The organism is Aeromonas diversa CDC 2478-85, assembly GCF_000819805.1.
Lineage (GTDB): Bacteria > Pseudomonadota > Gammaproteobacteria > Enterobacterales > Aeromonadaceae > Aeromonas > Aeromonas diversa.
The window spans coordinates 265,946-279,906 of sequence record NZ_CDCE01000029.1 but is presented as its reverse complement, the minus strand read 5'-3'; the positions used below and the strand labels follow the sequence as shown (position 1 = coordinate 279,906).

Here is a 13,961-nt window from a genome sequence, read left to right as displayed (position 1 = left end):
CGACATGGTCAAGAACCGAGTCACTTTTCGATACTACCCCGGCACCTATACCGACATCTTCGGTGAAGCCCAGTTGGTGCTTGAAGGCAGTTGGAACGCCGACGGCGGCTACAGCGATCAATGGCAGGCCCAATTAATGACTCGCCTGCCAGGGGACGACGGTGGCGCCTGCTACCAGGCCGAGCTGGACCTGCGCGGTAACGCAGGCGATCGCTTTCACTGGGGGGTTCGCGCCCACTTCCCGGACGGGCGCCAGGTATGGGCCATCCCGACCGAGCTGCACGATGGGCAATCCACAGAGCGCTATCGCAGCCTGACCCTGGGGGATGCCCCGCAAACGGAGTGCTATTACCTGACCCACTGCCGTCGCCTCGGTGCCAACAAGTTTCGCCGACCCGATGGTGAGCTGGGAGTCCGCTTCGCCGTCTGGGCTCCCTATGCCCGCCAGGTAGAGCTGGCGTTTGGTACCCTGTGGGACAGCAAGGACTCGAAACGCAGGCCAACCCGTAATCCGCTCCCCATGAATGACATCGCCGGCGGCTATATCGCCGACGACGGCAGCGGCATGGACCCTGAGATTGGGCTCATTACCCTGGTGCGTGAGCCCGACGGGGTCTGGGTCACGCCTCTGGACCACCCGGCTCTGGCGGTGTCGGCTCCGGTGCTGAACCACAGGCCCTACATGTACCGAGTCACTCTGGAGGACGGCAGCATAGCCTGGCGTACCGATCTCTACTCTCGCTGCCAGGTCGGCTCGGGGGCACAGCACCCCGATGGCACCTATCTGGGATTGGTGCAGGATCTTGCCGGCCCGGTCAGTTGCTCGGTGACGGTGGATCCCGAACTGGTGACCCGCTACTTCGCCGAAGAGTCGCCCTATCTGGTCACGACGCCACCCAGCCAACGCATCTGGCCGGAGCGCCACTTTATCCCTGCCGACACCTTCTGGAGCGATGAGTTTGGCGCGCGCCCCCTGCCGGAGCGGATCGAAGATCTCATCATCTACGAGTTGCACTTGGGGGCTCTGGGCTTTGGCAAGCCTGGGCCGGGTACGCTGGAAGACGCCATCGCCCTGCTCGATCACCTGGTCGAACTGAATGTGAATGCCATCGAGCTGCTCCCCCTGGCCGAGTTTGGCGGTCAGACCGATGGTTGGGGTTACCAGACCTCCCACTACTTCGCCATCGAGTACAGCGGCGGTGGGCGGGATCAATTCAAGTTCTTCGTGCGCGAGTGCCACCGCCGCGGCCTGGCGGTGATCGTCGACGTGGTGTTCAACCACTATGCCGCGAACGCCGAGCGGGCAGAGTTCGCCTATGACTCCCGAGATCCTCGCCACAACCTCTACTACTGGTATGAAGGCAATCCGGGCGACTACGCCACTGCGGACGGTGGTTACGTCGATAACCTCTCCTCCGGCTGGGCCCCCCGCTACCACGAGGAGTACGTACGCAAGATGTTCATCAGCAGCGCCGTGGCCCTGCTGACCGAGTTCCATGTGGATGGATTGCGGGTCGATCAGACCACCTCTATCCATGGCTACAACGTGCTCCACGCCGATGGGCGCCCCGTTCCGGCGGCCAACCAGTTCGGTGCCAAGTTGCTGCGTGAACTGGGTAACACCCTGCGCCTGGTGCGTCCCGGCGTCTTCCTGATGGCCGAAGACCACTCCGACTGGGATCAGGTCACGCTGCCGGTCGAGCGCGGTGGCATGGGCTTCGACGCCCGCTGGTATGCCGACTTCTACCATCACCTTGCCGGTGACACCGAGCAGGGGGACAAGGCCAAGCTGCTGTATCGGGCCGCCACCGACGGCAGCGACAGCCCGCTGCAGATGGACTGGTTCGCCGGCGCCCTGAGTGCCTCAGGGGATCGCAAAGTCGTCTACAGCGAGTCCCATGACGAGGCCGGCAACAGCAAGGGGCCCTTCCTCGATCCCGAGGCCAACGAAGAGGACAAGCGGTTCACCTCGGAGCGAACCATAGTCGTCGCGGTCAACGGCGCCCCTCTGGTGGACGAGACCCGGCGCTACGCCGAGGCTCGCTGCCGCTTCGCCTGGGGGATCACCGCCCTCTCTGCCGGCGTACCCATGTTTCTGTTCGGTGAAGAGGTCGGTTTTCGCCAGCGTTTCAAATACAACGCCGTGATCGCCAACAAGGAGGACATCCACGGCATGCGCCGGAGCTCGGGGCAAAACCTGTATCGCTTCTATCAGGACATCAACGGACTGCGGCTGGGTCGCAGTGGACTGCGCAGCCGTCAGCTTCAGCTGGTGCATGTGCACAACGACAACCGCCTGCTCGCCTTCCTGCGCTGGGATGACGACCAACGTTTCCTGGTGGTGGCGAGCCTGGCCGACCACCCCTATGACGATGGCTACAACCTGAGCCATCCCGCCATCGGTGACAGCGAATGGCAAGAGGTATTCAACAGCGACTCGTCCCATTACGGCGGCGACAACATCGGCAATCTGGGCGGCATGCTGGCTGCGCGGGGCGGCGATATCCGTGTGGTCGTCCCCCATGCCGGCTTCGTGGTTTTGCAGGCCAGACACTGATTCCATCGGAGGAAAACACCATGAACACCCAACTCGACGAACACGCGGCACGCCGCATCATCACCCCCTTCTATGACCTGTTCAGCGCCAAGCGGCGCGATTTTGACAAGGGATTGGCCGTACTGGCCGACGACTGGCGGTCTTACTACAACAATGACGACTATCTGGGTAAGGAGCACACGGCAACCTTCCTGCGCCGCCTGTTCAACCTGATCCCGGACATAGACGTGGAGATCCGCCAGCTGTTCGTCAACGGTGAGTTTGTGACGGTACGCAGCGCCCTCACGGGCACCCCGAGTGACACCTTTATGGGCGTTCCCTACGGCGGTCGATCATTCAATATCATGACCATCGACATCCACCAGATCCGCGATGGCAAGATAGTCGCCCTGTATCATGCCGAGAACTGGGCGACCGCCATCGAGCAACTGAGTGCCACCAGCGGCGATGACCCCATCAGGGTCTAGAGCAGGTGCGGCCTGGCCCGCACCGGGTGGGAAAAAAGAACGGCGGCCAGTTGGCCGCCGTTATTGCATCACAGGGTCGCTGCGACCTCGTCGGAGATGGAGCCGTTGTGGTACACCTCCTGCACGTCGTCCAGATCTTCCAGCATGTCGATGAGGCGCATCAGCTTGGGCGCAGTCTCGGCGTCCAGCTCGGCTTCGGTGGAGGGGATCATAGTCACTTCGGCGCTCTCGGGCTTGAAGCCGGCGGCTTCCAGACCATCGAGTACGGTACCGAAGTCGTTCGGGGTGGTGTACACCTCGATGGTGCCATCCTCTTCGGTCACCACGTCGTCGGCACCCGCTTCCAGAGCCGCTTCCATCAGGGCATCTTCATCGGCACCCACGAAGGTCAGTACGCCCTTCTTGGTGAACAGGTAAGCCACGGAGCCGTCGGTACCCAGGTTACCGCCGCACTTGCTGAAGGCGTGACGCACTTCGGCAACGGTGCGGTTGCGGTTGTCGGTCAGGCACTCCACCATGAAGGCGGAGCCGGCCGGGCCGTAACCTTCGTAGATGATGGTCTCGAGCTGCTCACCGTCGCCACCACCGGCGCCGCGCTGGATGGCACGGTTGATGGTGTCACGGGTCATGTTGCTGGTCAGGGCGGCAGCCACTGCGGCACGCAGACGCGGGTTGTTGGCCGGGTCGGCATCACCCAGGCGAGCCGCGGTGGTGATCTCACGGATCAACTTGGTGAAGATCTTGCCACGCTTGGCGTCCTGAGCCGCCTTACGGTGTTTGATGTTGGCCCATTTACTGTGACCTGCCATATAAACTCTCCGTTATACTCTTTTAATTTCAATGATTTAATCGCTCAGCAATAACTGAACGGGCCGCGCAATGCGCGGCCTCGTGCCTTACTCGTCGGCCTGGGCCGTGCTGGCGATGGCCAGTTCGCCCAGCTGGGCCGGGTTGGCAAAACTCGGGGCGTCGGTCATCAGACAGGCGGCCGCCGTGGTTTTCGGGAAGGCGATGACGTCGCGAATGTTCTCGGTGCCGGTCAGCAGCATGCTGAGGCGGTCCAGGCCGAACGCCAGGCCCGCGTGGGGCGGAGTACCGTACTTGAGCGCGTCGAGCAGGAAGCCGAACTTCTGACGCTGCTCGTCCGGGGCAATGCCCAGGATGTCGAACACGGTGGACTGCATCTCGCCGTTGTGGATACGCACAGAGCCGCCACCGACTTCGTAGCCATTGATGACCATGTCATAGGCGTTGGCATAAGCCGCCAGCGGGTTGGCCCTGAGCTCGCTCGCGCTCATGTCGCGCGGGGAGGTGAAGGGGTGGTGCATGGCCGCCAGACCGCCTTCGCCGTCTTCCTCGAACATAGGGAAGTCGATGACCCACAGCGGCTTCCAGCTGTTCTCCAGCAGGCCAAGATCGCGACCCACCTTGAGGCGCAGGGCGCCCATGGCGTCACAGACCACCTTCTTGGTGTCGGCACCGAAGAAAATGATGTCGCCATCGGCTGCGCCGGTACGGGCCAGGATCTCGCGCACGATGGCGTCAGAGAGGAACTTGGCCACCGGGGACTGCACGCCCTCGAGACCGTTGGCCGCCTCGTTGACCTTCATCCAGGCCAGTCCCTTGGCACCGTAAATGCCGACGAACTTGGTGTAGTCGTCGATCTGCTTGCGAGAGAGCTCGGCGCCGCCCGGTACCTTCAGGGCAGCTACGCGGCCTTTCGGATCCTTGGCGGGGCCGGCGAATACGGCGAAGTCGACCGCAGTCAGCAGATCTGCCACATCGACCAGCTCCATAGGCAGACGCAGGTCCGGCTTGTCGGAGCCGTAGCGACGCATGGCTTCGTCGAAGGTCATGATCGGGAAGTCGCCGAGATCCACGTCCAGAATGTGCAGCCACAGTTTGCGGATCATCTCTTCCATGATTTCGCGCACCTGCGGTGCGGTCATGAAGGAGGTCTCCACGTCGATCTGGGTGAATTCCGGCTGGCGGTCGGCACGCAGGTCTTCGTCACGGAAGCACTTGACGATCTGGTAGTAGCGGTCGAAGCCGGACATCATCAGCAGCTGCTTGAACAGCTGCGGGGACTGCGGCAGGGCGTAGAACTTGCCCTTGTGCACACGACTCGGTACCAGGTAGTCGCGAGCGCCTTCCGGGGTGGCCTTGGTCAGCATCGGGGTCTCGATGTCGAGGAAGCCGTGCTCGTCCATGAAGCGGCGTACGAAGGCGCTGGCCTTGGCACGGGTCTTCAGGAACTTTGCCATCTCGGGGCGACGCAGATCCAGGTAGCGGTACTTGAGGCTCACCTCTTCGCTGTTGACCTGGTTGAAGTCCAGCGGCAGGGGCTCGGCGCGGTTGATGATGGTCAGTTCGTGGCCGAACACCTCGATGGCACCGGTGGCCATCTCGACGTTGCGCTGGGACTCGGGGCGCAGACGGACCACGCCTTTAACCTGGATACAGAACTCGCCGCGCAGCTCGGAGGCCAGGGCAAACGCCTCGGGCTTGTCCGGATCGAAGAAGACCTGAACCAGACCCTCTCGGTCACGCATGTCGATAAAGATGAGACCGCCAAGATCGCGACGGCGGTGCACCCAGCCACAGAGAGTGATGGTCTGCCCTTCATGGGCCTCGTTGACCTGTCCGCAATAATGTGTGCGCATGGACTTCTTCCTTCGGAAATAATGAGAGACGATTAACCCTGAGCCGCCGGGCACGACTGGCAAGCACCGTCTGTCTCGCAGCTGGCCAGATTCTTTTTCTTACCCGGTTTGAAGTCGGTCTCGTACCACCCCGATCCCTTGAGCCGAAAACCGGCCGCCGAGATTTGTTTGACCAAGGCGCTCTTGTGACAAGAGGGGCAATCGGTCAGGGGCGCATCGGAGAGCTTTTGCAGTTTCGCCAATTCATGGCCACAGTCATCGCAACGATATTCGTAGATAGGCATGGGTCACAAGAATTTGGTAACAAAAGGGGGCACATTATAGAGGAAAAGCCCGCCCCGGGTAAAATAGCCCGATGCACCTCTCTACGTAAATCGCATCATGCCACTCTATCTCGGTCTGCCCCAATGGAGTCACCCCGCCTGGCCCGGCCAGCTGCTTGGCCGCGCCACCCGCCCGGTCGATCATCTGGCAGACTACGCACAGGTGTTCAACGCCATCGAGGGCAACACCACCTTCTATGCCAGCCCCACCCCGCAGACGGTACTGCGCTGGCGTGACGCCACGGATGACGACTTCCGCTTCACCTTCAAATTTCCCAAGACCATCAGCCACCAGAGCGATCTGCTCGGCATGGATCGGGAGGTGAGCGCCTTCGTCGCGCTGCTTGCTCCCTTGCACGAACGGATCGGCCTGCTCAAGCTGCAACTGCCGGCAAGCTTCGGACCTGCGGGGCTGGCGCGCCTCGAGGCCTTTCTCGAACGCTTACCGGCCGACTTTGCCTACGCGGTCGAGGTGCGCCACCCGGACTTCTTCGCCAAGGGTGAGGCCGAGCGAGCCCTCAACCACCTGCTGATGGCGCGTGGGGTCAACCGCATCATGCTCGACAGCCGTCCGCTCTTCTCGGTGACAGCAAAGAGTGCGGCCATGATCGACGCCCAGGGCAAGAAGCCGCAGCTGCCGGTACACCTGCTGGCCACCGCCCACACCCCAGTGGTGCGCTTCATCGGCCTGCCCAACCCGGCAGACAATCACCCCTTCCTGCAACCCTGGCTGCCACACTGGCGCCGGTGGCTCGATGAGGGAAAGCATCTCTACCTCTTTATTCACACCGCCGACAACGCCCATGCACCTCAATTGGCTCGTGAGGTGGCTCAGGCATTGGGTCATTCACTGCCCCCTTTCATCGGGGAAAACGATTCGGCGCGCCAAGGAACACTCGACCTGGGGTAATCGGCTCTCTGACGCCACTTTTTTTACTGTGAGCCCGGTCACCTCTCAAGACAAACGGGGCCCAATCCTCTAAAATGCGCCCCGTTGCCCATCCTGAACGGGAATTGAACCCGAGGTGGGCAGGACTGCACATATTTCCCGAACATGGGTTGCCCGCGGCGGCAACCAGGCTGCACGACATGCACTCCAAAGATCAGATATTTGCTGCCCCGATCGACCGGTTGGGAGACTTCTGCTTCGACGAACAGGTCGCAGAGGTCTTCCCGGACATGATCCAGCGCTCCATTCCGGGCTACAGCAACATCATCTCCGCCATCGGCATGATGGCCGCCCGCTATGCCCGTCCCAATACACGGCTCTTCGATCTGGGTTGCTCCCTCGGGGCCGCGACCCAGTCCATGCGTCGCCACGTCACGGCCGAGGGATGTACCATCACGGCGGTGGATCTCTCCGCCGCCATGATAGAGCGCGCCCGCAAACACCTGGCCGCCTTCAAGGGATTGCCGGTGGAGCTGGTGCAGGGGGACATCTGCGAGACCCCTATCGAGAACGCCTCCGTGGTGGTGCTCAACTTTACCCTGCAGTTTCTCGAGCCGGCGGCCAGACTGTCCCTGCTCAAGCGCATCCACGACGGCCTGGTACCCGGTGGCATCCTGGTGCTCAGCGAGAAGTTCCGTTTCGAAGACGCGCCGGTCAACGAGCTGCTCATCGATCTGCATCTCGACTTCAAGCGGGCCAACGGCTATAGCGAACTCGAGATCAGCCAAAAGCGCACGGCGCTGGAGAACGTGATGCGCACCGACTCCATTCCGACCCACAAGGCCCGCCTCCAGGAGGCCGGTTTCAGCCATGTGGATCTCTGGTTCCAATGCTTCAACTTCGGCTCTCTGGTAGCCATCAAGCAATCATGATCGACTTTGCCAACTTCTATCAGCTGATCGCCAAGACCCGCCTCAGCCACTGGCTGCACACACTGCCGGCCCAACTTCACGCCTGGCGCCACGATAACCAGCATGGCGATCTGCCGCGCTGGGAGCGTGCACTGGCCAAGCTGCCCCAGCTGCCGGCGACCCCCATCGACCTGACCCATGCAGTCAGTGTCGGCAGCCACGAGAGCCTCGCAGACGGGGAGCGCAAGAAGGTCGAGAGCCTGCTGCGCCAGCTCATGCCCTGGCGCAAGGGACCCTTCACGGTGCACGGCATCCACATCGACACCGAATGGCGCTCCGACTGGAAGTGGGATCGGGTGCTACCGCACCTCTCGCCGCTGGCCGGCCGTCACGTGCTGGATGTGGGCTGCGGCAGCGGCTATCACCTGTGGCGCATGGTGGGCGAAGGGGCGAAGTTGGCGGTCGGCATCGATCCGAGCCCGCTGTTTTTGTGCCAGTTCGAGGCCATTCGCCACTTTCTTGGCTGCGACCAACGCGCCCACCTGCTGCCGCTCGGCATTCAGGAGCTGCCGCCCCTGCGCGCCTTTGACACCGTCTTCTCCATGGGGGTGCTCTATCACCGCAAGTCCCCTATCGAACACATCGAGCAGCTGCGTAGCCAGCTGGTCGACGGCGGCGAGCTGGTGCTCGAGACCCTGGTCATCGATGGCGACGAGCATCAGGTGCTGGTGCCCGAAGATCGCTACGGCAAGATGCGCAACGTCTGGTTTATTCCCTCGAGCCGGGCACTGAAACGCTGGGTCGAACGCTGCGGTTTTGTCGATGTGCGCATCGTCGACGAAAACAGGACCACTACCGACGAGCAACGTCGCACCGACTGGATGATTAATGAGTCTCTCGACGACTATCTGGACCCTGCCGATCCGGCACTGACCGTGGAGGGGTATCCGGCCCCCAAGCGTGCCGTGCTGATCGCCCGCAAGGCCAGAGACTAGCCGATAAACTCAAGGACAGTTACACTGACTCCATTCTTGGAAGCCCAATAAAATGAAGCACATGAACAGCACACTCAAAGGCATGACCCTGCTATCCCTGTTCACCTTGGGTGGTTGTGTGGCCATGGACAAGGCACCCGAAACGCCGCCTGCCACACTGGCCGAGCTCAAAAACGAACTCTCCCTCAGTGAACAGCGGCTCCAGACCAACCTGATGCAGCAGCAGAAGCAGTTGATCCAGCACCAGTCTGATCTCATTGCTCAGCTGACCAATGATCTCAAGCGTATGAAACAAACCGTCAGCAAGGTGGACGGCAAGCTTGATAACTTGCCGGGTGCCGAACCCAAGCCGGTGGTGATCCCCACTGCCAAGTGTCCCTCACCCGCCCAGGGCCATGCCCTGGATGGCAAACTGCTGGTCGGTGAAGCCGAGTGGCTCTGGGTTGACGCCGCCAACGACGCCTTCCAGGCCCGGGTCGACACCGGCGCCACCACCTCCTCCATCAGCGCCCAGGACATCACCATCTTCGAGCGCAACGGCAAGAATTGGGTTCGCTTCTACCTGAGCCATCAGGATATGGACGACCGTATCCAGATCGAGGCGCCGCTGGTACGTCATGTGCGCGTGCGTCAGGCCTCCGCCGATGAGCTGGATCGCCGCCCCGTGGTGCGCCTGGCCGTGCGCCTGGGTGACATGACCGAGAAAGCCGAATTTACCCTCAAGGATCGCAGCGACATGACCTTCCCCGTGCTGCTGGGTCGTGAGTTCCTCAAAGATATCGCCGTGGTCGACGTGGCCCGCGAATATATCCAGCCCAAACCCCAGCTCAAGGATGTGAAGTAATCCATGGTCTCTCGCAAGCCGTTTTATCTGCTGGTCGCCCTGCTCTATCTGGTCGGCCTGGGCATGACCATTTATCACCACATTGCGCTGGATGTCCCCCTCACCCCGGGTGAGAAGCGTCAGATCTGGTCTATCGAGGCCAAGCTGGAGTTTGAGGCCAACGGCGAGCCGGTGATCGCCTCCCTGGCGATACCGGGCACCCAGAAGGGCTTCACCCTGATGGATGAGAACGCGGCAAGTCCCGGCTATGGTCTCTCGTTTGTCGAGAAGAACGGGGATGCCCGCGCCGAGTGGTCGATTCGCTCGGCCACCGGTCGTCAGGAGCTCTACTACCGCGTCGATATGATGGCCGACAGCTTCGCCAAACCGGCGGCGGTCTCCCAACCCCCGGCCATCGAAAAAGAGATCGAGAGCGAGCCTTACGCCACCGCCATGGCCCAGATCCTCGAGCGTGCCCAGGAGCGCTCCGCCGACGCCTATACCCTGACCCGCGAAATCATCAAGGAGATGGACAACCAGACCCAGAACGCCGAGCTGCTGAAAAACCACAAGCGCCGCGCCATCCTGGTCGCCCAGCTGCTCAACAACGCCGACGTGCCGGCCCGGGTGGTACACGCCCTGAAGCTGGAAGACGGTCGCCGCCGCCAGGAGCTGGTGGAATATCTGCAAGTATTCAAGGGCAAAGACTTCCAACTGTTCGATCCCAAGAACGGCCAGCAGGGGCAACCGGATAACCTGCTGCTGTGGGAGTACAACTCTGGCGCCCTGTTGGATGTGACCGGCGGTCACAACTCCCGGGTGACCTTCTCCATGATCGAGCAGGAGCAGCCGGTCAGCGTGGCCCTGGCCAAGAAGTTCGAAAAATCGGACTGGCTCAACTTCTCTATCCACAGCCTGCCGCTGGAAGAGCAAACCCTGTTCAAGGGGCTGCTGCTCATCCCCATCGGCGTGCTAATGGTGGTGTTCCTGCGCGTCCTCGTCGGTATCAAGACCTCCGGTACCTTCATGCCGGTGCTGATCGCCGTGGCCTTCATTCAGACCCAGCTCTTCACCGGTCTGGTGGGCTTCCTGCTCATCGTCGGCACGGGTCTTATCATCCGCTCCTATCTCTCCAGGCTGAACCTGCTGCTGGTGGCGCGAATATCGGCGGTCATCATCATGGTGATCTCGATGATCGGCATCTTCTCGGCATTCGCGTTCAAGCTGGGCTTGACCGACGGCATGAAGATCACTTTCTTCCCGATGATCATCCTCTCCTGGACTATCGAGCGGATGTCCATCCTGTGGGAGGAAGAGGGTCCGAAAGAGGTGATGAAGCAAGGCGGCGGCTCCCTGCTGGTGGCGGTCATCGCTTACCTCGCCATGGATAACGAGCTCATCCGTCATCTCACCTTCAACTTCCTCGGCCTGCAGCTGGTGCTGATGGCGACCGTGCTGTTGATGGGTAACTACACCGGCTACAAGCTGAGCGAGCTCAAGCGCTTCAAGCCGCTGGTGGACGAGATGAATGCCGGTAAGGACAACGAGGGCAAGCACTAAGATGGCCTTCTGGGAAAAGTACACCTGGCCCTGGACGCTCTCGGCAGCGGGCATCCTCGGCATGAACAAGCGCAACCACTCCTACATCAGCCGCTACAACCCGCGCCGTCTCTACCCCCTGGTGGATGACAAGCTGCAGACCAAGCGCATCGCCCTCGATGCCGGGGTAACGGTGCCCAAGCTGATTGGCACCATCCGCGAGCAGCACGAAGTCACCCGGATCGCCGAGATGGTGCGCGAGTGGCCAGGCTTTTGTATCAAGCCGGCCCGCGGCTCGGGCGGCAAGGGGATCCTGGTGATCCTGCGTCACGAAGATGGCCTCTACTACAAGCCCAACGGCAAGGCCGAGACGGTGCAGGATCTGGAGCGTCACATCTCCAACATCCTGGCCGGCCTCTACTCCCTGGGTGGCAAGCCCGATAAGGTGCTGGTCGAAGACCTCATCAACTTCGATGACGTGTTCGACGGCTACTCCTTCGAAGGGGTGCCCGATTCGCGGGTCATCATCTTCAAGGGCTTCCCTGTGATGGCCATGATGCGCCTCTCCACCGCCGCCTCGGACGGCAAGGCCAACCTGCACCAGGGCGCCGTCGGGGTGGGCTTGTGCCTGCGCACCGGCCGGGCCCTGCGCGCCGTGCAGTTCAACCAGCCGATCCGCCACCATCCGGACACCGGCCTCGATCTGTATGAGCTCAAGGTGCCCCACTGGGATACCCTGTTGACCCTGGCGGCCTCCTGCTACGAGATGTCGGGGCTCGGCTACATCGGCACCGACATGGTGCTCGACAAGCATCGCGGCCCCATGCTGCTCGAGCTCAACGCCCGCCCCGGTCTCTCCATTCAGATCGCCAACGGACGTGGCCTGGTGCCGAACTTGAAGGCGGTGGAGCGCCTGGGCAGCAGCAAGATGAACGTGGCCCAGCGTATCGCCTTCTCCAAGGAACACTTCGGCGTCTTCGACGACTGATCCCGCCGCAGACTGCCGCCCATAAAAAAACCGAAACCCTGATGGGTTTCGGTTTTTTCTTTATGCCACCCTTAGAAGGAGGTGCGGCGATAACGGCGATACTCGGGGCGCCAGAAGTTGGCCTCGATCGCCTTGTCGATCACCTCGTCGGGCGTCTGCACCGCCTTGCCTTGCAGCATGGCGGTCTTGGCGACCATCTTGGCGATATGGTGAGAGACCTGCTGAATATCCGCCAGATCCGGCAACAGGGATTCGCCGGTGCCCTTGGCGAGCGGTGAGCACTCGGCCAGGGCACGGCTGGCCGACATCAGCATGGCGTCGGTCACGCGTTTGGCGCCGCTTGCCAGCACACCCAACCCGATCCCCGGGAAGATGTAGGAGTTGTTGCACTGAGCGATGGGGTAGAGCTTGCCCTTCACCTCGACCGGTGCGAACGGGCTGCCGGTGGCCACCAGGGCCTGGCCGTCGGTCCAGCGCAAGATATCGGCCGGGGTCGCCTCGACCCGGGAGGTGGGGTTGGAGAGGGGGAACACGATGGGGCGCGCGCAATGCTTGTGCATGGTGCGGATCACCTCCTCGGTGAACAGCCCCGGTTGCCCCGACACCCCGATGAGGATATCCGGGTGACCGTGCTCCATCACCTCGAGCAGGGAGATGTTATCCCCCACCGGCCAGTCGGCCACCCGCTCCAGCGGCTGGGAGAGGCGGCGCTGGAACTCCAGCTGGTTCGGGATCTTGTCGGTGATGAGGCCGAAGCGGTCCACCATGAAGACACGGGAGCGCGCCTGGGCGTCGGTCAGCCCCTCGGCCTTCATCTGGGCCACGATCTGCTCGGCGATGCCACAGCCGGCGCTGCCGGCGCCGAGGAAGGCAACCCGCTTCTCGGAGAGCTTGGCACCGGAGGCCTTGCAGGCGGCGATGAGGCTACCGAGGGTCACGGCGGCGGTGCCCTGGATGTCATCGTTGAAGCAGCACAGCTCGTCCTTGTAGCGGTTGAGCAGCGGCATGGCGTTGCCTTGCGCAAAGTCTTCGAACTGCAACAGCACGTCCGGCCAGCGGCGCTTGACCGCCTGGATGAAGGCGTCGACGAACTCGGCGTACTCTTCCCCCGTGATACGCGGGTTGCGCCAGCCCATGTAGAAAGGATCGCTGAGCAGCTGCTGGTTGTTGGTGCCCACGTCCAGCACCACCGGCAGGCAGTACGCCGGCGAGATGCCGCCACAGGCGGTGTAGAGGGAGAGCTTGCCGATGGGGATGCCCATGCCGCCGATCCCCTGATCCCCCAGACCCAGGATCCGCTCCCCGTCGGTCACCACGATCACCTTGACGTTCTGCTTGGTGGCGTTTTGCAGCATGTCGTCGATGCGATCCCGGTCCGGGTAGGAGATAAACAGGCCACGGGCGCGGCGATAGATGTTGGAGAACTCCTGGCACGCCTGACCCACGGTCGGGGTGTAGATGATGGGCATCATCTCCTTGAGGTGGTTTTGCAGCAGGCGGTAGAAGAGGGTTTCGTTGGTGTCCTGAATGTTGCGCAGATAGATATGACGGTCCATGTCGTTGCCAAACGCCTGATACTGGCGATAGGCGCGTTCGGTCTGCTCCTCTATGGTCTCGATGTTGTTGGGCAGCAGCCCCTCGAGGTTGAAGGAGGCACGCTCCTCTGCGGTGAAGGCACTGCCCTTGTTGAGCAGGGGGGTTTCGAGCAGCGCCGGTCCGGCGTAGGGAATATAGAGGGGACGTTTTTGATTATTATCTTCAAACATGGTGTTCACCTTGCTGTGGTTGCCCGCCGATCCTAGGGAT

General features: G+C 62.0%; 12 protein-coding genes. 8 read left to right on the top strand and 4 right to left on the bottom strand.

From position 1 onward, the window contains the following. Nucleotides 1-4 precede the first annotated feature (4 nt). Nucleotides 5-2,557, top strand: coding sequence for an alpha-amylase family glycosyl hydrolase (locus BN1121_RS10790; protein ID WP_005346897.1), 2,553 nt, complete (start codon nt 5-7; stop codon nt 2,555-2,557). Nucleotides 2,558-2,577: 20 nt separating this feature from the next. Further along, the gene (locus BN1121_RS10785; RefSeq protein ID WP_005346895.1) at nt 2,578-3,024 is read left to right on the top strand and encodes an ester cyclase; all 447 of its coding nucleotides are present in this window, start codon (nt 2,578-2,580) and stop codon (nt 3,022-3,024) included. Nucleotides 3,025-3,092: 68 nt separating this feature from the next. Here BN1121_RS10785 and BN1121_RS10780 read toward each other — a convergent pair whose 3' ends face one another. The 3 genes from BN1121_RS10780 to BN1121_RS10770 form a co-directional block, all read right to left on the bottom strand. Continuing rightward, nucleotides 3,093-3,833: a YebC/PmpR family DNA-binding transcriptional regulator gene (locus BN1121_RS10780; protein WP_005346893.1), complete on the bottom strand. Its 741-nt coding sequence runs from the start codon at nt 3,831-3,833 to the stop codon at nt 3,093-3,095. A gap of 87 nt (nt 3,834-3,920) precedes the next feature. Next, complete coding sequence (gene aspS / locus BN1121_RS10775; RefSeq protein ID WP_005346891.1) at nt 3,921-5,687, bottom strand: aspartate--tRNA ligase; 1,767 nt, start codon at nt 5,685-5,687, stop codon at nt 3,921-3,923. A 32-nt stretch (nt 5,688-5,719) separates the two neighbouring features. Beyond that, a complete protein-coding gene (locus BN1121_RS10770) occupies nt 5,720-5,971 on the bottom strand; it encodes an FmdB family zinc ribbon protein (RefSeq protein ID WP_005346888.1) in 252 nt (83 codons plus the stop codon). Between the two features lie 97 nt (nt 5,972-6,068). On the opposite strand from BN1121_RS10770, the gene BN1121_RS10765 reads away from it, so the two are divergent. The 6 genes from BN1121_RS10765 (at nt 6,069) to BN1121_RS10740 (ending at nt 12,155) form a co-directional block, all read left to right on the top strand. Next, on the top strand, nt 6,069-6,920 hold the full coding sequence (locus BN1121_RS10765) for a DUF72 domain-containing protein (RefSeq protein ID WP_005346887.1): 852 nt from the start codon (nt 6,069-6,071) through the stop codon (nt 6,918-6,920). 179 nt (nt 6,921-7,099) lie between these two features. Next, nucleotides 7,100-7,831 carry a carboxy-S-adenosyl-L-methionine synthase CmoA gene (gene cmoA, locus BN1121_RS10760; protein ID WP_005346885.1) on the top strand — a complete coding sequence of 244 codons (732 nt, stop codon included), beginning with the start codon at nt 7,100-7,102 and terminating at the stop codon, nt 7,829-7,831. After that, a complete protein-coding gene (gene cmoB, locus BN1121_RS10755; protein ID WP_005346882.1) occupies nt 7,828-8,805 on the top strand; it encodes a tRNA 5-methoxyuridine(34)/uridine 5-oxyacetic acid(34) synthase CmoB in 978 nt (325 codons plus the stop codon). The genes cmoA and cmoB overlap by 4 nt, the downstream gene beginning before the upstream one ends. A gap of 61 nt (nt 8,806-8,866) precedes the next feature. Further along, complete coding sequence (locus BN1121_RS10750) at nt 8,867-9,649, top strand: ATP-dependent zinc protease family protein (RefSeq protein ID WP_442853266.1); 783 nt, start codon at nt 8,867-8,869, stop codon at nt 9,647-9,649. 3 nt (nt 9,650-9,652) lie between these two features. Further along, nucleotides 9,653-11,188, top strand: coding sequence for an inactive transglutaminase family protein (locus tag BN1121_RS10745; protein WP_005346878.1), 1,536 nt, complete (start codon nt 9,653-9,655; stop codon nt 11,186-11,188). Between the two features lies 1 nt (nt 11,189). Continuing rightward, nucleotides 11,190-12,155, top strand: a complete 966-nt coding sequence (locus tag BN1121_RS10740) for an alpha-L-glutamate ligase-like protein (RefSeq protein ID WP_005346875.1) — start codon at nt 11,190-11,192, stop codon at nt 12,153-12,155. 71 nt (nt 12,156-12,226) lie between these two features. Here the strand turns inward: BN1121_RS10740 and BN1121_RS10735 are convergent, their stop codons facing one another. Then, nucleotides 12,227-13,921 carry an NAD-dependent malic enzyme gene (locus tag BN1121_RS10735; RefSeq protein WP_005346872.1) on the bottom strand — a complete coding sequence of 565 codons (1,695 nt, stop codon included), beginning with the start codon at nt 13,919-13,921 and terminating at the stop codon, nt 12,227-12,229. Nucleotides 13,922-13,961: the final 40 nt, after the last annotated feature.